Origin of the sequence: Endozoicomonas sp. YOMI1, assembly GCF_024606345.1 — a bacterium.
GTDB lineage: Bacteria > Pseudomonadota > Gammaproteobacteria > Pseudomonadales > Endozoicomonadaceae > Endozoicomonas.
Map to the genome: position 1 here is coordinate 1 of NZ_JAHHPM010000370.1, position 23893 is coordinate 23893.

General features: G+C 44.1%; 17 protein-coding genes. 16 read left to right on the forward strand and 1 reads right to left on the reverse strand.

The genetic code is table 11. The annotated features are described in order from the left end of the window. The first annotated feature begins 133 nt into the window (after positions 1-133). From KDK15_RS13130 to KDK15_RS13180, 11 genes are all read left to right on the forward strand, one after another. Complete coding sequence (locus KDK15_RS13130) at positions 134-973, forward strand: hypothetical protein (RefSeq protein WP_257295837.1); 840 nt, start codon at positions 134-136, stop codon at positions 971-973. Between the two features lie 5 nt (positions 974-978). Continuing rightward, the gene (locus KDK15_RS13135; protein WP_257295838.1) at positions 979-1179 is read left to right on the forward strand and encodes a hypothetical protein; all 201 of its coding nucleotides are present in this window, start codon (positions 979-981) and stop codon (positions 1177-1179) included. After that, positions 1176-2231 carry a TniB family NTP-binding protein gene (locus tag KDK15_RS13140; RefSeq protein WP_257295839.1) on the forward strand — a complete coding sequence of 352 codons (1056 nt, stop codon included), beginning with the start codon at positions 1176-1178 and terminating at the stop codon, positions 2229-2231. The genes KDK15_RS13135 and KDK15_RS13140 overlap by 4 nt, the downstream gene beginning before the upstream one ends. Positions 2232-2351: 120 nt before the next feature. Continuing rightward, the gene (locus KDK15_RS13145) at positions 2352-3953 is read left to right on the forward strand and encodes a class I SAM-dependent DNA methyltransferase (RefSeq protein ID WP_257295840.1); all 1602 of its coding nucleotides are present in this window, start codon (positions 2352-2354) and stop codon (positions 3951-3953) included. Further along, complete coding sequence (locus KDK15_RS13150) at positions 3950-5185, forward strand: restriction endonuclease subunit S (protein ID WP_257295841.1); 1236 nt, start codon at positions 3950-3952, stop codon at positions 5183-5185. Before KDK15_RS13145 ends, KDK15_RS13150 begins: the two co-directional genes overlap by 4 nt. Positions 5186-5196: 11 nt before the next feature. Continuing rightward, a complete protein-coding gene (locus tag KDK15_RS13155) occupies positions 5197-7296 on the forward strand; it encodes a DUF262 and DUF1524 domain-containing protein (protein WP_257295842.1) in 2100 nt (699 codons plus the stop codon). Between the two features lie 131 nt (positions 7297-7427). Continuing rightward, complete coding sequence (locus KDK15_RS13160) at positions 7428-9203, forward strand: ATP-dependent endonuclease (protein ID WP_257295843.1); 1776 nt, start codon at positions 7428-7430, stop codon at positions 9201-9203. Then, positions 9200-11098, forward strand: a complete 1899-nt coding sequence (locus tag KDK15_RS13165) for an ATP-dependent helicase (RefSeq protein WP_257295844.1) — start codon at positions 9200-9202, stop codon at positions 11096-11098. The genes KDK15_RS13160 and KDK15_RS13165 overlap by 4 nt, the downstream gene beginning before the upstream one ends. 393 nt (positions 11099-11491) lie before the next feature. Further along, positions 11492-12949: a hypothetical protein gene (locus tag KDK15_RS13170; RefSeq protein WP_257295845.1), complete on the forward strand. Its 1458-nt coding sequence runs from the start codon at positions 11492-11494 to the stop codon at positions 12947-12949. 24 nt (positions 12950-12973) lie between these two features. Beyond that, a complete protein-coding gene (locus KDK15_RS13175; RefSeq protein ID WP_257295846.1) occupies positions 12974-13933 on the forward strand; it encodes an NYN domain-containing protein in 960 nt (319 codons plus the stop codon). 93 nt (positions 13934-14026) lie between these two features. After that, positions 14027-17194: a type I restriction endonuclease subunit R gene (locus tag KDK15_RS13180; protein WP_257295847.1), complete on the forward strand. Its 3168-nt coding sequence runs from the start codon at positions 14027-14029 to the stop codon at positions 17192-17194. A gap of 273 nt (positions 17195-17467) precedes the next feature. Here the strand turns inward: KDK15_RS13180 and KDK15_RS13185 are convergent, their stop codons facing one another. Beyond that, positions 17468-17758, reverse strand: coding sequence for a helix-turn-helix transcriptional regulator (locus KDK15_RS13185; RefSeq protein ID WP_257295848.1), 291 nt, complete (start codon positions 17756-17758; stop codon positions 17468-17470). 54 nt (positions 17759-17812) lie between these two features. Between KDK15_RS13185 and KDK15_RS13190 the strand changes: the two genes are divergently transcribed. The 5 genes from KDK15_RS13190 to cas6f are packed head-to-tail and all read left to right on the forward strand — an operon-like array spanning position 17813 to position 23077. Further along, positions 17813-18163 carry a hypothetical protein gene (locus KDK15_RS13190; protein WP_257295849.1) on the forward strand — a complete coding sequence of 117 codons (351 nt, stop codon included), beginning with the start codon at positions 17813-17815 and terminating at the stop codon, positions 18161-18163. A gap of 7 nt (positions 18164-18170) precedes the next feature. Continuing rightward, positions 18171-19403 (forward strand): TniQ family protein, encoded by a 1233-nt coding sequence (locus KDK15_RS13195; RefSeq protein WP_257295850.1) that lies wholly within the window; start codon positions 18171-18173, stop codon positions 19401-19403. 2 nt (positions 19404-19405) lie between these two features. Then, positions 19406-21451 (forward strand): hypothetical protein, encoded by a 2046-nt coding sequence (locus KDK15_RS13200; RefSeq protein ID WP_257295851.1) that lies wholly within the window; start codon positions 19406-19408, stop codon positions 21449-21451. Continuing rightward, positions 21435-22469 (forward strand): type I-F CRISPR-associated protein Csy3, encoded by a 1035-nt coding sequence (gene csy3 / locus KDK15_RS13205; protein WP_257295852.1) that lies wholly within the window; start codon positions 21435-21437, stop codon positions 22467-22469. The genes KDK15_RS13200 and csy3 overlap by 17 nt, the downstream gene beginning before the upstream one ends. After that, positions 22469-23077 (forward strand): type I-F CRISPR-associated endoribonuclease Cas6/Csy4, encoded by a 609-nt coding sequence (cas6f, locus tag KDK15_RS13210; RefSeq protein WP_257295853.1) that lies wholly within the window; start codon positions 22469-22471, stop codon positions 23075-23077. The genes csy3 and cas6f overlap by 1 nt, the downstream gene beginning before the upstream one ends. Positions 23078-23893 lie beyond the last annotated feature (816 nt).

Genomic DNA, 23893 nt, shown 5'->3' on the forward strand with positions numbered 1-23893 from the left:
CCCCTGTTTAGATTTTTAAATTCAGGAGAGGCGACAACTATGTTGGCACAGGGGGAGATCGTTAGTGGGTATATATATATCCTTTAACCCGCCCAGTGCCAACGTCGCTATAAAACTCATTATGAACTCTATTATGGATAAAGGTTTTATCAATAAAAAATATCCGGCAATTAAAAACAAATGGCTTTGCTATGGCAAAGCTGCATTATATATATTTGATAATGGGAAGGAGTTTTGGAGCGATGACCTGAAACAAGTACTAGCGGACCTTGAAGCTAATCATGCATTTAACCCTGTAAAAAAACCATGGTTTAAAGCTAAGGCAGAACGAAGATTTGGGACGATAAACAAGCAGTTTTTAGAAAAACAGAAAGGTAAGACATTTAACTCAATCAGAGAAAGGGAGGATTATGATCCAAAAGAAAATGCGGTAGTAACATTTGAGGTCTTGATTGAAGTCGTGTATCAGTGGATTATAGATGTGTTTCAAGTATCACCTCATGGAAAAGAACAAATAATACCTAACGTTACCTGGAAAGAGTCGGAGAAGGAGTATCCACCAGTTGTTATAGAACCAGAAAGGCTAAAAATAATTATTAATAAAACCTGTGAAAGCAAACTGACGAAAGGTGGTTTGACACGAGACTACATTCGTTACGACTCAGAAGAGTTAGCTGCATATCGTTCAAAAATTGGAAGTTGCCAAACAAAGTATAAAGTCGATGAAGATGATTTGGGTTATATCTACGTATTTAATAAAAACACCAGAAAGTACTTTAAGGTCTCTGCTGTGGATGCTAGGAATAATGGGTTGCGGCAATGCCAGCATGAGGCACATAAAAAACATGCTAAAAGGCAGGTTGGGAGCAAAATAAATTACGATGCGATAATTCAGGCGCGGATAGATCTGAACAGAAGAGTAGAGAAGATGTGTTTGAAATTCTGGAAACTTCTCCAAATACTTTTTCTGTAGCCGACATGTCAGCATTAGCAAAGCATATGGGGGTCGAGCAGGATAGAAATACCTCTGTACTTGATAGTACTAAAAACCATGAAAAAGAAAATATGCAAAATCACGAGGAACATGAAAGTCTGGATGATAATTTGGAGGAATTAGAAGAGAAACCTACTCAACATAGTGACGAAGAACTTGATATTTCAGAATGGGATAGTATATGAACTTTGATATAGATGAAAATAAGGCTGATCGATTGGCAAAAGTTAGAGAATGCTATATTCAATCACCGTATTTGAAGAGTATATTTAATTTAATACATAGAAATCGATTGGTATCGAAGCGCTGCAAAGGAAGACCAGAATGTGCTGCAATTCTTGGAGAACCAGGTTCTGGAAAGACTTCGCTGATGGAAAAATACCTGCAGCTCAATCCTGTAGAAGATGAAAAAGAGCGTACTAAATTAACAGTTCTGTTCAGTGAGCTCCCCTTTAAAACAGACCCTAAGGATGCCGCAATTAACCTGTTAGATGATATGGGGCATGATTTACCAAATAGAGGCCTTTCTCCGTCTGAATTAACGAAAGTGGCTGGGAAATTGATGAGTAATTGTGGAGTGGAAATATGTATGCTGGATGAGTTTCATCATTTAATTGAAACCAAGTCCTATGATGTGCTTCGTGATGCTGTAACATGGCTAAAAACGCTAGTAAATATTTCAAAAAAACCGATCATACTATTTGGCTTGCCATATAGTCGCATCATCTTTAATTATGATGACCAGCTTTCAATCAGGTTTCCGGTAATAAGATACTTAGAGCCCTTTAGAGTTAAAGAAGATAAGGATAAGAAGATATTCAAGCAATTTTTAAAGCGGCTTTCATTAGAACTGCCATTCAATAATAACACGGATTTATCATCCGAAGACCTATACCCGAGGTTATTTGCCTTCTCAAAGGGCAATATGCGCAGATTACGGAACTTGATTAATTATGCTTGTGAAGTTGCTATTTGTAACGATGACCATGAACTCACTCTTGAGCACTTTTCAGAAGCGTTTGATTTCTACATGACCTGCATAGATGATCGCTACGATGAAATAGATGCTTCAGAGAAGCTGTCAAGCCAACCGAACCCATTTTCTGAAAAGATCAACAACCTGTATTACAAACAAATGATGGCACCATCCGCATGGAATATGAAAGCGGACAATGGAGAGTCTCCCATAGTTCCCGCCCGATATACCGATCAAATTCCACTCAGATCTCTTCTCTGACCAAACTGCTTTCCATGACCTTTCCCTGTAACTCTCGTATGGAAAGGCATAAAATATCGGACAATTTACTTATTCTCTATCCACTAGGGGCATGTTCCTTAGGGGATAAACAGGTTTTACATGTCCGATTTCAAAAATATCGAGCAGCTGGAAAAACGACTGTGGTCAGCTGCAGATAATCTTCGTGCTAACAGTGGCCTTACAGCCCAGGAATATTCCCGGCCTGTACTGGGGCTGATTTTTCTGCGTTATGCCGAGTATCGGTTCACTGAAGCCAAAAAGCGGTTGGATGCGAAAGCCTCCACCGGGCGTCGTCGAGGAGGTGGAGATATTCGCACTGCCATTCAGGCAGAAGGTGCGATGTATGTGCCGGAAGAAGCCCTGTTTTCCCGTCTGCTGGAACTGCCGGAAGATCGTTCCATAGGGTTGGCCGTTAATGCCGCCATGAAAGCACTGGAAGCTGAAAATGAAGCCATTCGTGATGCCCTGCCAAAAACCTACACCCGCTTTGAAGACGATATTCTTCAGGATCTGTTGAAAACCTTTGCTGGCATTCGCTTTGACCTGGGTACCGATATTTTTGGTCGGATCTATGAGTACTTCCTCAATGAGTTTGCCAAAAGTGAAGGCCAGGGCGGTGGAGAGTTTTTCACACCATCCCCACTGGTTCGCCTTATTACCCAGATAATAGAACCATTCCACGGCAAGGTCTTTGATCCAGCTTGTGGCTCCGGCGGCATGTTTGTATCCAGTGCAGCCTTTGTGGAAGAGCATAACCGTAGCGCTTCAGACGAACTTTCCATTTTCGGGCAGGAGAAAACAGGCGATACCGTTCGGCTGTCAAAAATGAACCTGGCAGTCCATGGTTTGCAGGGAGATATCCGGGAAGGTAACTCCTACTACGAAGATATCCATCGCTGTGCCGGAGCCTTTGACTTTGTTATGGCTAATCCGCCTTTTAACGTGGATAAAATTCAGAAGGAGCGCATTGAAGATGACAAAAAACGCTTTCCTTTTGGTATGCCAAACACTGATAACGGTAACTACATCTGGATTCAGATGTTTTACGCCGCTCTGAATGACAAAGGTCGTGCGGGTTTTGTGATGGCGAACTCCGCCAGCGATGCCCGGAGTTCTGAGCTGGAAATTCGCAAAAAACTGATTCAGACCGGTGCTGTGGATGTGATGGTGGCGGTGTCCAGCAACTTTTTTTATACAGTTACTCTGCCCTGCACCCTCTGGTTTTTCGATAAAAATAAGCAAGAGAAAAATCGAGACAAGGTTCTGTTTATTGATGCCCGACATATTTTCAGACAGGTCACTCGGGCAGTGCGGGACTACACCTCTGAGCAGTTAAATTTTATCGCCAATATCGTCAAACTCTATCGTGGTGAGCAGGCAGACCACACTTTTATGGAAAACCATCCTGATAGTGGTAATGATGGTAGCTGGGCGTTAGAAAAATATTTTCCAGAAGGGAAATATCAGAATGTTGCAGCACTTTGTAAAGTTGCCTCATTAGAAGAGATTGCTGATCAAGGTTGGAGCCTGAATGCAGGTCGTTATGTGGGGGTTTCTCAAGGGAAAGAGGAACAGGATGAAGACTTTGCTGTGAAGCTGGAAACCTTGCAGGAAGAGCTAGAGGTACTGAATGCCGAAGCTCATGAGCTAGAAACTATGATTGGTGAAAATGTAGTTAAGGTTTTAGGGGCGGTATTATGACTCCGGAGTCTTGGCCAGAAGTTCCTATAAAAGATGTGTGTCTTTCGATCATTGACTGTGTGAACAAAACTGCACCGGTAGTTGATTACGAAACACCATACAAAATGATCAGGACAACTAATGTCAAAAATGGAGTGATCAGTCTCAAAGGGGCAAGATTTGTTGAAAAGGCAACTTTTGAGAAATGGACCAGGCGGTCCGTACCTCAATTAGGAGATGTTGTACTCACGCGAGAGGCTCCTCTTGGTGACGTTGGCATGATAACAACATCCAGTGAAAAAATTTTTATTGGGCAACGATTGATGCAATACAGGGCTGATCCTGAAAAATTAGATCCATATTTTTTTCTGTATGCCTTGCAAGCCCCCTTTATGCAGGAGCAGCTTAAAGCTGCTGGTTCTGGCTCTACAGTTGAGCACATCCGCGTTGGTGACGCTGAAAATTTGAAAATCAAGTTACCTTCATTAGAGTTACAAAAACAAATTGGCAAGGTTTTAAACGCTTATGATGTGATCATTGCAAATAACTGCCGTCGCATAGCCATTTTGGAAGAAATGGCACAATCCTTCTATCGAGAGTGGTTTGTTCACTTCCGTTTTCCCGATCATAGACAGGTAAGTTTTGTGGACTCCCCACTAGGGATAATGCCTGAGAACTGGAAGTTAGTTTCAGCATCAGAAGCTATGCAAATAAATCCAAGAACAAAGCTACCCAAAGAAGGGGAAAAGCTATTTGTCCCGATGAGTGGTTTATCTGAAGACTCCATGCTAATCGGAGACATACAAGCAAAAGCTGGTAACAGTGGTGCTAAGTTTATAAATGGCGACACCTTATTCTCACGAATCACACCATGTCTGCAAAATGGCAAGATTGGCTATGTCCAGTTCCTTGATAAAGCCAATCCTGTTGGATTTGGCTCTACGGAGTTTATCGTTCTCCGGGAGTCAAAGTTACTGACTTCCGAATACATATACCTTCTCGCTCGGTCTATGCCCTTCAGAGAAAATGCTATCAAAAGTATGACTGGGGCATCTGGAAGGCAGCGGGTTCAGAATGCTTGTTTTGATAGCTTCAAGCTAGCCTTGCCTCCCAAGGAACTTGTGGAAGAGTTCTCTAAACTTGTTCGACCAATGTTCAGGAGTATTCACAACCTGACTCAGCGAAACGAAAATCTCAAACAACAACGAGACATGCTCCTCCCCAAACTGATCTCAGGCCAGATCCAACTCTAAAGGACTACCGAATGAAAGCCACGGAAACACGATTGTTCAAGTTTTTGCAGAAATCTGCCCAGTTTATTATCCCGATCTACCAGCGCCAGTACAGCTGGACCTATGCCCAGTGTGAACAGCTATGGAACGATATTCTTCGGGCTGGCTCTACCGGACTCGAAGGGCATTTTATAGGTTCTGTCGTGTATGTGGAACGCAGTCTCTATAGCCACAGTGACGTACCTGAGCTGTTGGTAATTGATGGTCAGCAACGGTTGACATCAAACAGCCTGCTGATTGCTGCCCTGTCCCACGAGATTACCAAGCGTAATGAGAAGGCTGAACAGAAAATTGAGATTGACGGCACCAATGCCAAAAAACTGAAAAATTACTACCTGTGCAATGCTGAGGAAGACGGAGAACTCTATTACAAGCTGGTGCTAACCCAGAGTGATAATGAAGCCCTTCATAAAATCGTGGATGGCAAAGTAGACTTTGAAGAAGAGTCCGTTCACCGGGTTGAACAGAATTATCGGTTCTTTGCCGGGAAACTGGCCAATCTGGACGATGACGAGCTGAGCCATATCTACAAGGGGCTACAGAAGCTGATCATTGTCGATATCGCCCTGGATAAAGACAAGGATGATCCCCAGCTGATTTTTGAAAGCCTGAACTCCACCGGACTGGCACTGAGTGAGGCGGATTTGATCCGCAACTATGTGCTGATGAAACAGGATATCAAGGAACAAAACCGGCTTTATAAAGATTTCTGGTTCCCTATGGAGAAAAATTTTGGCCATGGGGAATACGGCTGGCGGTTTAACGCCTTTATGCGCGACTTTTTAACACTGAAAACCGGTTACACCCCTCGACAGGACGAAGTTTATGAAGGGTTCAAGGCGTACGTCGCCAAAAGTGCCGAGACTATTCAAGATATCGTCGCGGAGGTATACCGGTACTCCACCTACTATGTGGCTTTTACCCTTGGAGCCGAAAAAGAGCCTGCGCTGAAAGAAGTATTCTCGGATTTGATCAGTTACAAGGTCGATGTAGCTCACCCCTTGGTGCTGGAGCTCTATAACGATTACGACCACAAAATTCTTGCTCTGGACGAGTTTGTCGAATGTGTTCGCTATATCGAAAGTTATGCCTTCCGCCGGCTGGTGTGCTGGATTCCCACCAATTCCATGAACAAAACCTTTGCCCGCTTCAGCAGGGATTTAAAGAAAGACCGCTACGTTGAAAGTTTCAAGGCTGCCTTTTTGTTATTAACAGGCAATCGTCGTATGCCTCTGGATAATGAGTTCAAACACAACCTGCAAACCAAAGATATGTACAACATGCGCAATAAAGCTTATTGGTTGCGCAGGCTGGAGAACCATCACCACAAAGAACCAATTCACATGGCTGAATACACCATTGAACATGTGATGCCGCAAAATCCGGATCTCTCTGATGCCTGGAAAAAAGAGCTGGGGGAAAACTGGCAAGAGGTTCAGGAAACGTATCTCCACACGCTTGGAAACCTGACTCTCACAGGCTACAACTCTGAATTAAGTGACAGATCGTTTAAAGAGAAACAAACGATGGAGGGTGGTTTCGCCGATAGTCACTTGCGATTAAACAAACATCTGGCAAAACTCGAAAAATGGGATGAACAAGCCATTCAGGAGCGAGCCAGAGAGCTCAGTGAGGTTATGGTTGACGTTTGGCCCTGCCCACAATTAGATGAAGAAGTCCTCAACACATATCAACAGCCTGAAGTTCGTTCTGCATACAGTCTCCAGGATCATCCCTTTCTCAATAAAGAACCGGTAAAAACTCTATACGAGAAGTTTAAAGCCCAAGTTTTGGCACTGGATGAAGATGTGCGTGAGGAGTGCTTCAAGCAGTATATCGCGTTTAAGTTCGATACCAATTTTGTGGATGTTGTACCAAGGGCTAACGGCCTCCGGCTCATGCTGAATATGAAGTTTGACCAAATTGATGACCCGAAAATGCTTTGCAGAGACATGACCAACATTGGCCACATGGGTAATGGGGATGTAAGGGTCAAGTTGGACAAACTCTCCGAGCTAGATTACGTGATGGGGCTGGTTCAGCAAGCGCTGGATTTGCAGGTTGGAGAATAAGGCTGACTAGTTAAAGTAGCCTCTCCATATCTTTTTAACTCAGCAAAATTAAGCTGTCAGGCTATCTTTTGTGCAGCCAGCTATTACTGCTCTGCTGGAATTCTGAACATCAAAAGAAAGAGTATGTGTCCATGGGTATACAGATAGACATCATTCGGGTATCAGGGTTTCGCGGGATCCGGAACCTGGAGATGAGACTGCGTCGAGTAACAGTGCTCATAGGGACTAACAATTCAGGAAAAACTTCAGTTATCAAAGCTCTCCAGCTGGCTTTGGGAGACTATGCCAGATACTTGTCCGATGAAGATTTCCATATTGATAGTAGAGACCAGACAGCCAAAAAGATTCTGATCGACATAAGAATAGTGGCAGCTGACAGTGAAGGGAATCGTATCCCGCAATTTACTGCAGACTGGCAGCAAGAGTTTGGAGATAAAATTCAGCAAGAAGCTGATGGTAGGCAGTACCTTGCGATAAGAACGGAGAGTGCAAGTGATGTCATTAAGGGAGGGTATACCACCAACCGTTATGCACTTACAAGATGGCCTTCTTTCGCTGAGTGGCAGGATGAAAAACTCAGCAAGAAAAATAAATTATCAGGCCGAATGGATGCGGTTCCATTTATTGGGATTGAGGCGCAGCGGGATATCCACCAGGAATTGAAAGAGAAAACATCGTTTGTAGGTCGAGTTCTGGCTGGCCTTGATTATGATGAAAAACAGGTTGCACAGCTCGAAGATATGGTCAGGGAAATTAACGAACTGGCTGTCAAGAACAGTGAACCACTTAGTAACCTGAAACTGCACCTTGAGAAGCTTAACCAATCTTTCCAGGGAACCGGCAAGGCAGAAATCACACCATTCCCCAAAAAAATACGTGACCTGTCCAAGCAGTTTACAGTTCATTTTGGGGAGCAAGAAGATACGTCCTTTTCAATGGAATACCATGGAATGGGAACCAGAAGCTGGGCTTCTATGCTAACGGTTAAGGCCTTCACTGAAATGCTGGCCAGTAAATATGAGGAAGAGGCTGAACCTTTTTTTCCGATAATGGCTGCAGAGGAGCCAGAAGCTCACCTGCACCCGAATGCTCAGAGAACACTATACCGCCAGCTTGCCAACAGTAACGGGCAAGTTATAGTCAGTACTCATTCCCCTTACCTTGCATCAATGGCAGATATTCATGATATCTGTGCCTTGGCTAACAAGGGAGAAGGCGTTGTCGCTTATTCCTTTGATTTTCCTCTAGACCCAGAAGACCTGAATGCTTTGCATAGGGAAGTGCTGCGCTGCCGGGGTGAGATCTTGTTCTCAAAAGCGCTGGTCTTATTTGAGGGAGTAACCGAGGAGCAGATATTTCCAGCCATGTTTGAATCGTACTACGGCAAAAGCTCATTTGAGTGTGGCGTGAACTTCATTGGTGCCAGTGGCAAAAATTATGCGCCATTCATCAAGATGGCCTGTAGCTTGGGTATACCCGTTTTTGTTGTCAGTGACAACGATGGTAGTACTCAAGTAGATGTGTCACGACAAATCAGCAATATCAAAAAAGATACGGGCTTAGAGCTTGATAACTCTATATTTTCCATCTGCTTTTTGAATGATGGTAACGATATTGAGGCTGAACTGCTTAAAACATTGGGCCTGAGAGAAGAAATCATTGAAGCATTAGTGCTAACAAAAACAAAAGGCAGTGAAAATGAGCACTTCCGAGCTGCTAAATATCGGGATCTATCATCATTAACAGATGATGATCTCCTTAAAGAAATGAGAGGTGCAAAGGCATCGTATGCAGGCTTTTTTGCTGACGTTATTAGTAGAAACCCTCAATGTAGGGAAAAAGAAGGTCTGCTGCCTGAGGCGCTCAAAGAGGCGTTTACAAAAATTGAAGAATGGGTATCTCTATGATTGCTTTATCGGAAGCTCAGAAATCTGTTGTTTATGCGGCTATTGGTAATGCAATGCAGGTATTGGCATCAGCCGGTTCAGGGAAAACAAGAGTTCTCACAGAACGTGTACGTTACATACTTGAGCAAACCAGAAAAGACTGTGTTATTGCCTTAACCTTTACCAATAAAGCCGCTGATGAGATGCGGCAGAGGCTCGACGATACAGAAGATGTTGAGGATCGGGCATGGGTGTCCACTATACATGCAGTTGCTCAAAGGGTGCTTGAGCAGTATGGACATACCATCGGTTTACCCGATGAACTGCATATTTATGAGCGCGACCAGGACCGAATGGAGGTGTTTCTTCAGTCCCTGCGTGATCATGGCGTCGATATTGATGAGTATCTTCAGGTTGAGGATACAAAAGAGCGCCGTAACCGCGAGCGGATAATGCAACGCTATATGGATGTCTTCTCAACCATTAAACGAGAGCTGGTTACTACTGAGGATGAAGTTTCAAATCTCTATCCAAGCGATGCTGAAAGAATCTGGAGGATATACCAAGACTATCAGGCAGCATTGCTGGACAGTGGCGGTATAGATTTTGATGATATTTTAATCAGGGCATATGAGGTATTACAGTCTCAGGAATGGGTGGGTGATATCTATAGAGCCAAGTATAAGCATATCTGTATTGATGAGGCTCAAGACCTCAACAAAGCACAGTATGAATTTATCAAAATCTTGTGTGGGGATAAGCTCAGCAGTGTTTTGATGGTTGGAGATCCAAATCAGATGATTTATGGCTTCAATGGTTCTTCATCAACATACCTGTGCGATTTTTTTGTAGATGATTTTGAGCCGTCAAGATATGAACTTATCGAGAATTACCGTAGCTCTGCAAAAGTGATCGAGGCTGCTAATAAACTGAAGCCCGGATCCCAGAAAGAAAATGATGCGGCTCTCCAAGGGGTTCTTGAAATTGCCCCTCAATATGATGAGTTCATGGAAGCTGACTGGATTGTGGAAAAAGTTCAAGAACTCCTTGAGCTCAAAACACATTCAGAAATAGAAGGGGGGATTGACCTGTCTAATATGGCAGTCATTGCCAGGAACAGGTTTGTGTTTCCAGCCTTAGAAAAGGCTTTGAAGGAGGCGGGCATCTCCTTTCATATGAAAAAAGGAGAGAGAGCAGCAGAACCCGATTCCCTGTTTGGGAAGGTGCTTGACTTGGGTATAAGAATAAAACTCAATCCGAAGAGCTGGGTGGATGGTAAGAAGTTGTGCCAGATTTTGGAATTGTCGGCTCCAGGTAAGTGGGATGATAATGAGGTATTAGTCAAGCTGTCAGAACAGGCTCTGGTCTCAAGCGTCAAATATCCAGAACTGATTTCTGAACTGTTACACTCCATTCATCAATTGGATGCAGATGACCCTAATGTCAGGAAGTTCCGGCTCAAATTCGTAGGGAGCCTGGAAGCATTGGCAAAGTCCGGAGATGCTGCTGATCCCGAGCTGGTAACCAGCATATCGGAACTGGAAGAGTTTTATACCAGCTGGACAACTTTTAGGCGCAAAGGTTTAGGGAACTCCCTTCAATCCTATCGAAACGCCAAGGCACTTGGTCAGTTGGCAGGCGATGTCAGTTCCGAGGGGTTGACGTTGAGCACGGTTCACACGATGAAAGGGCTTGAGAAGGATATTATATTTCTTGCAGGGATGTGCGAGGGTATTTTTCCTGACTACAGGGCAAAATCTCAACGTGAATTAGATGAGGAGAAAAATAGTGCTTTCGTTGCTGTGACCAGGGCCAAACGCTGGCTGTATGTTACTTACCCCAGGCAGCGAACCATGCCTTGGGGAGATGTCAGGCATCAGCATGAATCTCGCTTTATTAAACTGCTCCAGACGTAAAAGCTGCAACCAAAGCTCAACATAACTTCTCAGAAAGCTTGCTCTGCAAAAAAATAGAGCAAGCTCTTTTCCTGCATATAAAATCACCATCACAGAATCGATATTAGCAGTTTATAAGCGAATAATAAGCCGATTATAAGTGTTCCTGTGCTGTCTCACTGCACTCAAAGCAAATGGTAGAGATGTTAATCTGTTACTCCCAGATTAAGCCGTAAATTACAGGAAAATATAGCTTCCCTGGATAGTCTGATAATATTTTTATTTGTAAATTTATTATGAATAACAATGTATTAAATATTTTGCATAGATAAAATATAATTTTCATAGGTGTTTTCAAGTCGAAAAAAAGGTATAAAAATACTCCTGCTACCAACAAACAAGAGAAAAATGCAGATGAGTATTACAAAGAGTGATGAAGAGCTTCTTTTTCCAAGGATTGCTTCAGGAAAACACCCTTATGCTATAGAAGTGATCAAATGTGCTGAAGCCAATGGGATCGGTGTTAGTGAGATAGCTGAGATTACTGGTAAGTCACAGCCGTATATCAGCCAGGTAAAAGCTGGCAAGGGGAATTTGAAAGTAGAAGACCTCCAGCCGTTGATCTACAAGCTTTCCCCAAAAGTACCAGGCGAAGAGTTTCACACCTATAAAGTTCTTAAGGAGATAAAGCCGATCTGGCCTGATAAATGGGAGCAGGATATTCTCATAAAGGAGCTGCTTTCTGTATCAGAAGGTCTGCCCGGTGGTCGTTACCCCTCTGGTGAGGCGATTTTTGAAGAAGTCGAAAAAAATCATAATGCCGCTCTCGACAAGTTAGATGAGTTTGGCCGTTCATTAAACAGGGGTTTTCTTCTCCCCTTTCAGGATTATTCTCCCAATAGGACACAGTATGTAACTGAGCTGTCAGAAGCCTTGGCCCAATATAGAACGGAAAAGGCCGCTTTCGAAAAGCTTCGCATAGAAGGGGATGGATTTATCGATCATTTGATATCTCAATTGGCTTACGCCATTTCACCATCCTTCAGTCAAGAGCCAGTTAATAAGGACCTGCTGACAGAAAAACTTGAGGAGTTGTTACCGGAGATTGTTAAAGAGCACTTCAGATTTCCAAAACATATAAACGATGCTCTTATACGCTCATGTGTTCAAGCATCGCACCATGCATCGAGCTTGCCACCGATAGTACAGGCAAAGATTAACTATGACTGGGTCGAAATTGACGAAGACCAAATCGTGAATGACCCAGAGGGGCATGCTGAAAGAATTTTATCTCAGTGTCTGGAACTGCAGAAAAAATTTGATGAAGAGAGACTTGAAAAGGAAAGAAAATTTCGCTTAACAGGCCACTACTCAAAGAAAGCTTTAAGTCAGCTTCAAAGTATTAGCTTCTCATCACCCGGTGAGAAGGAATATATCCAGCGATGGGGCGACCAACTATTTGGAAATACTGAAATTAAAGTTTTTGCGAACCCGGAAAATTCTTACAAAATTAATCTTACCAACGCTTTTTCCAGATGGGCGACAGAGGTGGAGTTTACCTACCTGGAAGAGAATGTGCAGATTGGTGGAGTTCGCCTTTTAAACAAAAGTTGCGGTGAACAACAAATTGCAGTGCATGAGCTGCACAGTCAGGATTTTGTTGTTCTGCACACGTTTGAAGACAAGGGGGAGAAAAAGGAATTCACCATGCTTTCTGACCGGCTCACAGTGGAAAAGCTGTTTGAGCACTTGAAGGATCTGGCTGTCCTGAATTCTTGGGATATGGATCAATTCTACGAAATTCATGAGGCGCTTCAGAAAAGTCTTCTGACCAGAGGATATCGAGTCCCCGGGGTTAACTCTATTTATTGATCACACCCATGCAAGGATGACAACGTGAACAATTCAAAAAACTTTGCTGTTCTGGTTGACGGTGAAAATGCAAGTCATAAGGAATTTCCTGGTATTTTGCGGGAGGTCCAGAAGTACGGTGCCATTGCTGTAAAACGGGTATATGCAGACTGGACTAACCCTGCCCGGGCTTCCTGGAAAGAAGTCCTTCATTCTAATGGTGCACGTCCTATACAGCAGTTTAATTATGGCAAGGATGCTGCTGATCATGCTTTGATCATGGATGCTATAGAAATTCTGGCGAAAGCATCAGAAATATCCGGGGTCTGTATTGTCTCTTCAGATAATGGTTTCCAGTTTTTGGCTCAGCGTATTCGAGAAATGGGGAAGTACGTTATGGGTATCGGTCGCAGGGAACCTCCTGCCAAAGAGCTTATTGCTGCCTGCCATAATTATGTCTATTTCGATAACCTGTCAATAAAAGATGATACAAAAAGAGAGTTTTCCAGAGAGGCAGAAGAGATTGTCGCTCCCGATCAGTTGCTGATAAATGCTTACCAGTCATGCAGCGATGGGGATGGGATGATTTACCTTGGCGATCTGGGTAAAGCTCTCAAGGATATCGACCCGGCTTTTGACCCTCGAACTTATGGTTTTTCATCGCTTAAAAAGTTGGTCAAAGGCCATCCTGAGATTTTTGTGATTGCAGAGGAGACTAATGACCGTTGCTTTATTCGCCTGACAGATATTCTTCAGGAGAAAACAGATGTTGAAATGCGTGGGCACTTGAAACGATGGATTTCAAATTATGGGTTTATAGAAGGAGAGGATGGAGAAGATTACTTTTTCTATAAAAGTAATGTTGATCTAAATCAACGGGATCTGCGTTTCAAGCCAGGGCAGCAATTTTTGTTTACTGTGAGTAAGGCTCCGGATCCGGAAGCAGAAAAAGGCAGTTCAGAAAGGAATGGAAAAGCCGGAAGAGTCGTAGCAATTTTTGACTAAGAAATTGCAATTGGTTGGTATGTTCAAACTGTTTTGCGGATGCTCTCTGTCGTATAATTTGGCCAATATGTCATATTGCCGGATTGTATAAGGATGACCTACACAGAAGACCTCCTGATAGAACAGCCTGCCATCAACCTGTTTGGAGAAATGGGCTGGGAAACAGCTATCTGCTGGGATGAGTCTTTTGGAGTTGATGGTACATTTGGGCGGGACAACCGCTCAGATGTCATCCTTTACCAACCACTGAAGGATGCTATTCGCAAACTGAACCCCGGTATAGATCCAGTCATTCTACAAAATGCAGTGGATGAAATGGCTCGCGACCGCAGTGCCATGAGCGCCATTGCGGCTAATGAAGAGATCCATCAGCTATTGAAGCAGGGCTATAAATTTGTTGATTCTACCGATGAAGGTGACGATGTTGTTGTTCGCTTTATCGACTGGAACACTCCTGAAAACAATCATTTCCTACTGTGCAGCCAGATGTTTATCTCTGGAGAAATTGAGACTCGCAGACCTGATCTCATCGGTTTTGTGAACGGCCTGCCATTAGTCTTTATTGAGCTGAAAGCCAGTCATAAGCAACTGATCAATGCCTATAAAGATAACCTCAAAGATTACCGGAATACGATTCCACAGTTGTTTCACTATAACCAGCTGATCATCCTTTCTAACGGCATTCAGTCCAGGGTTGGCACTGTTTCCAGTCAATGGGAGCATTTTGCTGAATGGAAAAAAATAGCCAGTGAAGATGAAGAGCGTAAAGTTAGCCTGGAAGTAGCGATTCGTGGAACCTGTGACAAGTCTCGCTTACTTGATCTGGTTGAGAACTTCACGCTATTCGTGAAAACCAGGCACACCATAAAAGTTCTGGCCAAATACCACCAATATCTTGGTGTAAACGAGAGCTTGGCCGGGCTGGAAAATATAAAGCAGCGCAATGGGCAGCTTGGCGTTTTCTGGCATACCCAAGGGAGCGGCAAGAGCTTCTCAATGGTGTTTTTTACCCAGAAAGCATTTCGCAAGTACCCCGGTAACTGGACATTTGTCGTGGTTACAGACAGGGCTGATCTGGATGAACAAATTTACAAAACCTTCAACACGACAGGTATGCTCAATGAGCTATGCCTGGCAGAGTCTGGGGCAGAGCTGAAACAGTTGCTGAGTGAAGACCATCGGTTTGTTTTTACGTTGATTCAAAAATTCAAGGGTGATAACTACCCTGTGCTCTCTGAGCGTGATGACATCGTTGTTATCACTGATGAAGCTCATCGCAGTCAGTATGCTTCTTTGGCAATGAATATGCGTAAGTCTATGCCCAATGCTGGCTTTATGGCTTTTACCGGGACACCGTTACTGGCAGATAAAACCGATGAAGGTAAAACCCGGGAGGTCTTCGGCGATTATGTCAGTATCTATAACTTTGCTGATGCGGTAGATGATGGCGCTACCCTGCCACTCTATTATGAAAATCGAGTACCAGAAGTCAGCCTGAACCGTGAGGATCTCGGCAAAGACTTGTTGGAGATACTCGACAATGCTGACCTGACCGAAGAGCAACAGTCTAAACTGGAAACCGAGTTTGGCCGGGCATACCACATCATTACCCGTGATGACCGGCTTGATACTATTGCCAAAGATCTGGTGAGTTACCATATCAATAGGGAGCCCTTTTCCGGTGGCTTGTGGGGCAAGGCGATGGTGGTATCCATCGATAAAGCCACTGCGATCAAGATGTATGACAAAGTTCAGCACCACTGGAAGCTCACTCTGGAAAGCTTAAAGACCCGGATTCGGTTCGCTTCTGGCAGCAGTCAGCAAAAGCTCCATGACCAGATCGCTTATATGGAAAGTACCGATATGGCTGTAGTGGTCTCCAGTAGCCAGAATGATCATGAGCGGTTGGCAAAAAAAGGATTGGATTTTCGTCCTCATCGGGAACGGATGATCAAAGAGGATTTGGACGATAAGTTTAAAGACCCGGAAGACCCGCTCCGGATCGTTTTTGTCTGTGCCATGTGGCTCACTGGTTTTGATGCCCAGAGTGTTTCCACGCTCTATCTGGACAAGCCTCTTAAAAATCATACCCTGATGCAAACGATTGCCAGGGCCAACCGGGTTTTTCCGGGGAAGCCCTGCGGACAGATTGTTGACTACATCAATATATTTGGTGCACTACAGACCGCTCTGGGGCGCTATGGTGGTGGTGTCGCTGAAGATGGGCAGATTTATGATGTTCCTGAAGATGTCGACTCTCCTGCAAACAGCAAACTGGAGTTATTAAATGCTCTGACTCAGGCAATAGTAGAACTAAAGCTGTTTCTGACGGAGCAAGAAATTGATCTGCTCGGAATTATTGCAACCCCTCCCACCGATTTCAGAAAACTGCAACTGTTGGATGAAGCCAGTGACAAGCTGCTGGAACCCGCGAATAAAGACACCTTCACATCCTTTGTCAGACAGATTAACCGTATTTTTAAAGCGATTCTTCCAGACAGCAGCGCCGACAGCTATGTGCAGAAACGCATTGCTATCAATGTTATCTACAAGCAGATGAGAGAAAAGTCCGGCCTAAGTGTTGATGATGAAGATGTTCTGGATGTCGTGCGTCACCAGGTTAATGAGTTGCTGGATGAGTCCATTGAAACCATCAAAATTGACTCAAATCTGCCTGATCCTGTGAATATTGCCGGTATTGACTTTGATGCTCTGGCGGAAATGGTCAGCAACGTGACCAAGCCCCGGGTTTCCGATGCTGAGAAGTTAAAAAATCTGATCGCTCGCAAACTGGCCCCCATGGTCGCCAGAAATAAAAGCCGACAGGATTTACAGCAGAAGTTTAAAGAGCTTGTGGATGAATATAATCTTGGGGCCTATACCGCAGAAGAGTTCTTCCGCAAACTCCAGTCTTTTATCCAGACATTGAGTGATGAGGAGTCCCGTACTGTTCGGGAAGGGTTGTCTGAAGAGGAGATGGCGATTTTTGATCTGCTCAGTAAGGGTGTTCAGCTTTCTGAGAAAGATCGAAATGAAGTCAAAAAGGTAGCAAAAGATCTAACGGATAGAATGAAAGGGGTGCTGGTACTTGACTGGCGCAAGAAACAGCGAACCAAGGCCCGGGTCCGTAACTTTATCGAGGAAATGCTGGATCAGCTGCCCGAAGTTTACGATGACAATTTGTGGCCTCGGGCATGTGATGATGTATTTTTGCATATCTATGATAAGTATCCTGGGCAGGGGGTTAGCCTTTATCACTGACAGGTGGCTTGGCTACAGGTATCGCTATGTATAAAGGACTTGTTACCGAAGATTTCCGATTCAGATTATGCAGAAATGCAGTAACGTCTTGATATGTTTTGGGAGTCCAGCTGAACTGGTGTTGGCTCTCATCAAGCACAATTAGTTGGTGCTGATGTATTTTGTTATGCATTGGCTGCACCCTTACTATGAAAATGACTGTTTAGAAGGATATTCAGCGTCTGATTATAGTCCTTTCTGGCAAGTTAAGAGCCCTGCTAAGAGGCTAGGCAGTTATAGCTCCCAGTCAAAAAGATCCCTGATTTTTACCCCCAAAGCTTTGGCCAGGCGACTCATACTGACCAGAGTAATATTCTTTTCCCCTCGCTCAATATCGCCTATATAAGTACGATTAAGTCCAGCCATGTGAGCTAACTCCTCTTGGGTGAGAAGCTGTTCCTGCCTGATCTCACGTAAGCGATTTCCAAATTCTTTTTGAACGGTGGCCAAACTTCGTATCCTTCTCAATGAAGAGAAAATACTGATTTGCACCATGCTTTCTGCTCTACCGTCTATAATGGTCATTTTGTATCTTTGTCAGAAAACTCCGTAGTAATGCTTCGGCGGGAGTAGCTGGATATGGGCAGGAAGACAACCACTAAAGCCTTTCGGGAACGTGCTGTGTCAATGGTTCTGGCGGGGCAGACAGCGGAAAGTGTGGCTGAGGAGTTAGGTGTAGAGTCCCAGAAAGTACGTCGATGGTTTAATAATGCAATAAATAATTCTGCCTCTGTTAACCCTGGAATCTTTGATGTTTCCGTGAGTAGTACACCAATCACCAAGCCTTTGGGAGGAAACAAAACTGTCGTTGACCGTGAGAAACGCAGGCTGGAGCAGGAAAATAAGCATTTAAGAGAGCTGGTGCATCTGAGTACCCAATGGATTTCGGCCTATATTGCAATGCAAACTGAACATCGTACAGGACACTAATCCCTGCATGTTACTGCGCCCGAATCCCAAACCGTCAGAGTCACTGGAAAGCTATATGATCCGGCTGGCAGACTTGTATGGTTATACTCCAAAGCAGCTCATTGAACGATTTCATATTATTTTGGATGAAGCTGATCAGAAGCTTTCGGGGGCACTCCCTGGTAACCTCCGACAGCTGAATCTTTACCATGCGAGTACATCTTCTGCTCTTCGGATGGAGTGCTTTGAGCTGTTGGCAGAAAAGATGTGCAAGGGACGCCTTCCTATTCTTGAGCTTGCTGTATCACGATCCAGGACCAGATACGCTACGAATCACCACTCACTGTTTTGGCGGGGGCTGGATATCCCACGGTTCTTTATACGCAGGGATAGTATTCCAGTCTGCCCCAGGTGCTTCGAAGCTACTGATACCGGTTACGTGCCTTTCTACTGGCATCTGCATATTGTTCGGGCTTGCAGCAAGCATAAGTGCAAGTTGATTGAACAGTGTCCGAACTGTTCAAAAAAGCTCAACTATATCGACGATGGCAGTTTGCAAGGTTGTTCGTGTGGCACTGAATACCGGTTGATGCCGGTAGAAGCGGCACCAGAGTCAATGTGTAACCTTGCTGCCACAATTCAGGAACAGCCGGCGGTGGAAAGTTCTGACAATTTGCTGTTCTTTCTGAAGGATATTCACCAGCTGTTTGGTGCCATTCTCTGGTATTACTCCTACGTAGCAGAGCGTGGTAGCCAAAGAAGCATTAGTGATGAAAGCCTGATGGCGTGCATCGCTTTTTTTGACCAGTGGCCTCTGAGCCTCAGGATGCTGCTGCAGAATAAAATCGAAACCGCCATAATGCTCGCTGATCGTCTATTTTCAGAAACAACCTTTCAGTCTATTTTTGGAAATCTTCTGATGTTGAGTAGACGAGTGCCGACTCAGGCTCTCAGTGATAACCCGGTTTTAAAGGAAATTTTTGCCTATCTGGATGAATGCATTCATGCTGACAATGAGCTATCTGAAATCGGCTTCTGCCTTCTCAATGGTTATGAAGTGGCTGCTTTGCTGGATACTGACAGTGAACAGGTGGCCAGGTTGCTTGATGAAGGGAAGCTTCCTGCAGCAAAGAGGATGAAAAGCAGTGCAGCTTTTGACCCAAAACGTCCGCTATTTCCTCTAAAGTCAACGTTCAATGTCTGGTTAGCTCGGTTTCAGTCCCGGCTCTCAAATCGTCATACTTATCTTTCCAGGTGGTAACCATGATTACTCTGGATGACCTGATACAGGAAACAGATAAGAAAAAACTGAATGAAACCCTGAAAAGAGCTTTTTCCGCTATCGCCGATCTGTTGGTAATTGATGGCAGGGAACCTGAGGCACTCACCTTTCTTGTCAATCGCACAATCACAGGGCAAAAAGAATTTCTGGATGATGAGTCTCTGGCCTTACTCGAAGATCCGGTATGGCGTAACGGCATTCTAAAAACGGCACGGTGGATTCATACCCATAACCTGAAATATCCCTACAGCAGAGTAGACGATTGTATCTTTTTTTATGAGGAAGACCTACGTCGTCGAGAGCATAAGATTTTTGGCTACGCAAAGGACTCAAAGCAGATTAACCGCTGTCAGTTTCTGGTCACGGAGTTTATCTGGAAAGGCACTGTAACAAGTCTGGTTGAGCAGTTTGCTTTTTATGGTGAAACAGACGATAGCCTGGTTGACCTGCTGGTAGACATCGGGTTTCCCAAAGATGCTATTCCTGTCTTTCAGGGGCAATGTGCTGAAGCGTTACGAACAAGACTGCCTGATACGGTTCATTGGCATTCTAAACAGGTGCGTTTTTTTCAAGGCAATGGTGAGATGATAGCCGTCACACCAGTGGTCAGCACAGGCACGCAACGCATCGTACATAATTTGACTAAGCAGCCTGACATATACGGAGCCACGGTATTCCATCATCGACCTTCTTCCCTTGGTAATTTGATCAGTGCCTGTGGTGGAAGGGTTCGGTGCTTGAACTATCCACCAATGCTTGGCAGTGAAGATCGATCTATTGATTATCTGATTCAGCAATGGCGGCAAAAACAACATCTGCTTAACGAACAAGCTCTGTTTAGTAAATCAATATTTCATCTGCTGTTCGAGATACTGACAAGTAAAGAGAAATTCTCGACATTTCAGGCCCAGAAAGAGGGTAAAACAAAGCAGAATCAACAGTTGCAGCAATTGATGGCAGGGCTGTTTTCAGAGATCGATTTCTTAAAATCAAGACCCGTGGCAGAGCATTCAGAACTCTTGAGAGCAATGGATGGCAGTATAGAAAAAAAAGTGATCATCGGTTGTTTTGACCACGAACAGGCCGCAAACCACTTCACTTGCCAGATTCATGAGTTGTTGGAGAAAAGCAAACACAGCCAGACTTTGGCTTATGAGCCTGTTTTGATCGATGCTGTTGCCAATGGTGTACGAATCTTTTTGTCAAAGCCTCAATTGGCCATACAACGAGGAGATCGAATTTACCTGCACTTTGAACGCTTGTTGGCATATGGGGCCAACTGCCAGAGTAATCCATACCTGATTGGTGTACCTTCCCTTACTGCCTTTGCCGGTTTTGTGGATGCATTGCTCGCCAGGTTAGGAGTAAAGGCTGGGAAGCCATTCGCTATTGCTCTGCGGCAATTCTCCAAAATAAAAGGGCACCCACTTCCCAAACAGGTATATAAAAAACGTGTAGTTAAAAATGATTCGGTCATTGATAGCCAGCACTGCAATATGGAGTTTGACGTGTTTATTGAGCTGGGCTTCGCTGATCCTGCTCTTGATCTCAGCGAGCGTAATTTATATCGCTGTCTGCCAAGGCGGTTTGCAGGCGGAGTGCTGTCATCTCCTATTATTGGTACATATCAGCAGTCTTCTTTATATAAAAAATGCAATATTTATTGCAATGATGATGAACTATCATTTGGTATTTCAAGACTTCCAAGTTATGCACGATTTCTCGCTGACTTTTTAACGCCCACCCACCATGAAACGTTGCATCAATTACTGGATGTGGTGAAAACTGCCTACGGTGTAGTGCCAATTAACAAGGGCTTTAAATATCTTGGCACACCATACCAGCGAGAAAATGCTATTGCCCCACTTCATTCATATGCTGAACCGGTATTAGGCCTTATTGAACTGCAGTCGCCCCATAGGGTGGCAGCTGGAACAGAAGTTAAAGAGCGTGTTTTCTGGTCGCTTCAGGCCTCAGAAGACGCAATCAAATTACTCTCAGGTGGTTCCCATGATAGAGCTTTGTAACCAACTATCCCAGATACGCTCTTTATTCTTCAGTCCTGCGTTTTTCTTATGGGTGAGTCGTCAAACGGAGGAAGAAATACCGCTGGAGTGCATAACCAGAAAGATTCTTGGTCTTAGGGATGGTTATTCCAAAGCATATACAAAAGATGGAGAAATCAAGAAAGATCTCTCTCGGCTGGAGCTTTCTTATGGCAACCCGCAGACCATTGACGAGTGTTTTTTATTACCAGAGACAGATCATGTCATTGTCAGGTTTTCCCTTCAGGTGGCAGCCTACTTGCAGGAACTGCACTCATGCAGTGACGCTAATGTACGGCGTGTTCTTTCAGGCTTTGTAGTTGCTTGCCAGAAGATTGGTGTTTTTCAAGAGGTGGCTCGACGTTATCTGTTAAACATTCTTATGGGGCGTTGGCTCTGGATGAATCAGAGAACACGGACAACAGAGATCAGCCTGACAGACCTCGATGATGATCAGGTATATTGCTTGACAGATGTCCGAACAAGGCGTCGGACTTCTGATATGACAGGGTTTGAAGAAAGTTATAAAAAGCTGATTGATCGGTTTGTTCTGGCTCTTACTGATGATCAGCAGTATTGGGATATCTTGGTAGAGGCAAAGTTAAAATTTCGACCTTTTGCGGAAATATTCCCCAGTCAGGCATTCACCGAGTCAGATCAAGACAGAAGCAAAATTTATGCTACGTTTCCCCTGAGTGAAATGGAGCAGCTGATTTTTAATTCCCACAAGGTTGGAGCTGCCATTCACTGTATTGATGACTGGTTTCCGGATGCGGATACCTGGATTAGGGTCTCAGCCTTCGGTGCTGACCGCCAAAGAGGTACAGCACAACGTCACCCTGAAACAGGCTATGATGTTTATTCTATCATGCGACAAGCCGATGAGTTTACCGATCTGATCAATAGTGGACAGAAAATTTCACCCGAAACAATGGGGAAAATTACCTTTTTGATAGCGATGCTCATATGCGGTGGTATGCGGCAACCCGGGGAAGAGTAATGGAACGCTATGTATTCCTGGTCAACTTCAGCCTGCGATCATCAGATGTATTTTTGCTTGCAGCACGATGTCATCACGTCCTACACGGGTTTCAGCGGCATCATAACATACGGTCAATCGGTGTTACTTACCCTCATTGGACAGTTACTTCTGTGGGGGACTGCATTGCATTTATCAGTCACGATCAGGAAAAGTTACAGCTTTTTTCGTGCCAGCCACTCTTTGTTCAAATGGCAAGGATCAATAAGTTCGAATGTAGTTCTATCCGTTTACTTGATCAAGCTGTTCAAGAAGGACGGTTTATCAGGACACAGAGGCCAGGAAAATATACCGAAGCCTGGTTACTAAAGGATCAAAGGCGTCGTGAGAAACGAGGGATTCCGCCGAGGAAATGTAGCCCAGAAGATCGGGTCTTTGAGCATTATCATTCTGTTGATATGAGGAGTGTTATACAAAAAGCTGACCATAGCGGCGACGCTGGAAAGAAAAAAATGAAATACTTGTATATTCATCGTTTTATGACGGAGGGGGTTATTAAGGGGACATTCAACAACTATGGCTTATCCAGTGATGTGAATACTGGAACGGTACCTCTGGTTTTAGATTGAGTTCAGCTATATACAGATCTAACGATTTCCAGAGAAAGCTAATCACCTGTAACAGTCTCGCAATTGTTCAATAAATCAATAAGTTATCAAAAAGCAAAATAAAAGGGTGTTTTTCTGTAATTATCACCTAACATATTGATTGCACTAGCCATTTTCAAATAATGCGTTAGTGTTCTGCCGGATAGGTAGCTGAGTATAGCGCAGAGCGCAGCTTCTGGTTAGCAATGATGTGTTCTGCCGGATAGGTAGCTGAGTATCGGTGTTCTGATTCCTGGCTGTACGGACAGTAGTGTTCTGCCGGATAGGTAGCTGAGTATGGTATGAGATATTCTACTTGTAGGTCGAGCATGTGTTCTGCCGGATAGGTAGCTGAGTATTTTGGGTAGCAGGTTGGGGATAACCAACGATAGTGTTCTGCCGGATAGGCAGCTGAGCATTCTTTCCGATCAAAAACACTGCCACCCAACTCGTGGTCTGCCGGATAGGCAGTTGAACAAGAGTGCGGTATAGAAGCGTATCCAGAAATTACATTTCTGCCGGACAGGCAGCTTGTTTGCAAGTTCTGCCCTTTTAGGAATATTGCTGTTTGTACCGGAGGGGTAGATCTATGAGCCTACTTTATCTTATTTGTCATCAATTGGTTCAATATGGATAACTAATTGCCAACTTATTGTATCTTTCCAGATTGTCATTTAATGGTTCATGTTCTGGGGCTTTTGGGCTACTTGAAGGTATGTTGTCAGCTTATGGGTAAACCAACACAAATGTCGGTACTTTGATATTTTGGAAGTACCGACATCAAAAATGTCGGACACA

What these genes read in the sequence shown, in the direction of transcription:
- csy3 (WP_257295852.1), top strand. Translation starts at nt 21,435, where the DNA reads ATGATAGAGCTTTGTAACCAACTATCCCAGATACGCTCTTTATTCTTC.
- cas6f (WP_257295853.1), top strand. Translation starts at nt 22,469, where the DNA reads ATGGAACGCTATGTATTCCTGGTCAACTTCAGCCTGCGATCATCAGAT.
- KDK15_RS13195 (WP_257295850.1), top strand. Translation starts at nt 18,171, where the DNA reads ATGTTACTGCGCCCGAATCCCAAACCGTCAGAGTCACTGGAAAGCTAT.
- KDK15_RS13155 (WP_257295842.1), top strand. Translation starts at nt 5,197, where the DNA reads ATGAAAGCCACGGAAACACGATTGTTCAAGTTTTTGCAGAAATCTGCC.
- KDK15_RS13150 (WP_257295841.1), top strand. Translation starts at nt 3,950, where the DNA reads ATGACTCCGGAGTCTTGGCCAGAAGTTCCTATAAAAGATGTGTGTCTT.
- KDK15_RS13170 (WP_257295845.1), top strand. Translation starts at nt 11,492, where the DNA reads ATGAGTATTACAAAGAGTGATGAAGAGCTTCTTTTTCCAAGGATTGCT.
- KDK15_RS13140 (WP_257295839.1), top strand. Translation starts at nt 1,176, where the DNA reads ATGAACTTTGATATAGATGAAAATAAGGCTGATCGATTGGCAAAAGTT.
- KDK15_RS13145 (WP_257295840.1), top strand. Translation starts at nt 2,352, where the DNA reads ATGTCCGATTTCAAAAATATCGAGCAGCTGGAAAAACGACTGTGGTCA.
- KDK15_RS13185 (WP_257295848.1), bottom strand. Translation starts at nt 17,758, where the DNA reads ATGACCATTATAGACGGTAGAGCAGAAAGCATGGTGCAAATCAGTATT.
- KDK15_RS13165 (WP_257295844.1), top strand. Translation starts at nt 9,200, where the DNA reads ATGATTGCTTTATCGGAAGCTCAGAAATCTGTTGTTTATGCGGCTATT.
- KDK15_RS13130 (WP_257295837.1), top strand. Translation starts at nt 134, where the DNA reads ATGGATAAAGGTTTTATCAATAAAAAATATCCGGCAATTAAAAACAAA.
- KDK15_RS13190 (WP_257295849.1), top strand. Translation starts at nt 17,813, where the DNA reads ATGGGCAGGAAGACAACCACTAAAGCCTTTCGGGAACGTGCTGTGTCA.
- KDK15_RS13160 (WP_257295843.1), top strand. Translation starts at nt 7,428, where the DNA reads ATGGGTATACAGATAGACATCATTCGGGTATCAGGGTTTCGCGGGATC.
- KDK15_RS13180 (WP_257295847.1), top strand. Translation starts at nt 14,027, where the DNA reads ATGACCTACACAGAAGACCTCCTGATAGAACAGCCTGCCATCAACCTG.
- KDK15_RS13135 (WP_257295838.1), top strand. Translation starts at nt 979, where the DNA reads ATGTCAGCATTAGCAAAGCATATGGGGGTCGAGCAGGATAGAAATACC.
- KDK15_RS13200 (WP_257295851.1), top strand. Translation starts at nt 19,406, where the DNA reads ATGATTACTCTGGATGACCTGATACAGGAAACAGATAAGAAAAAACTG.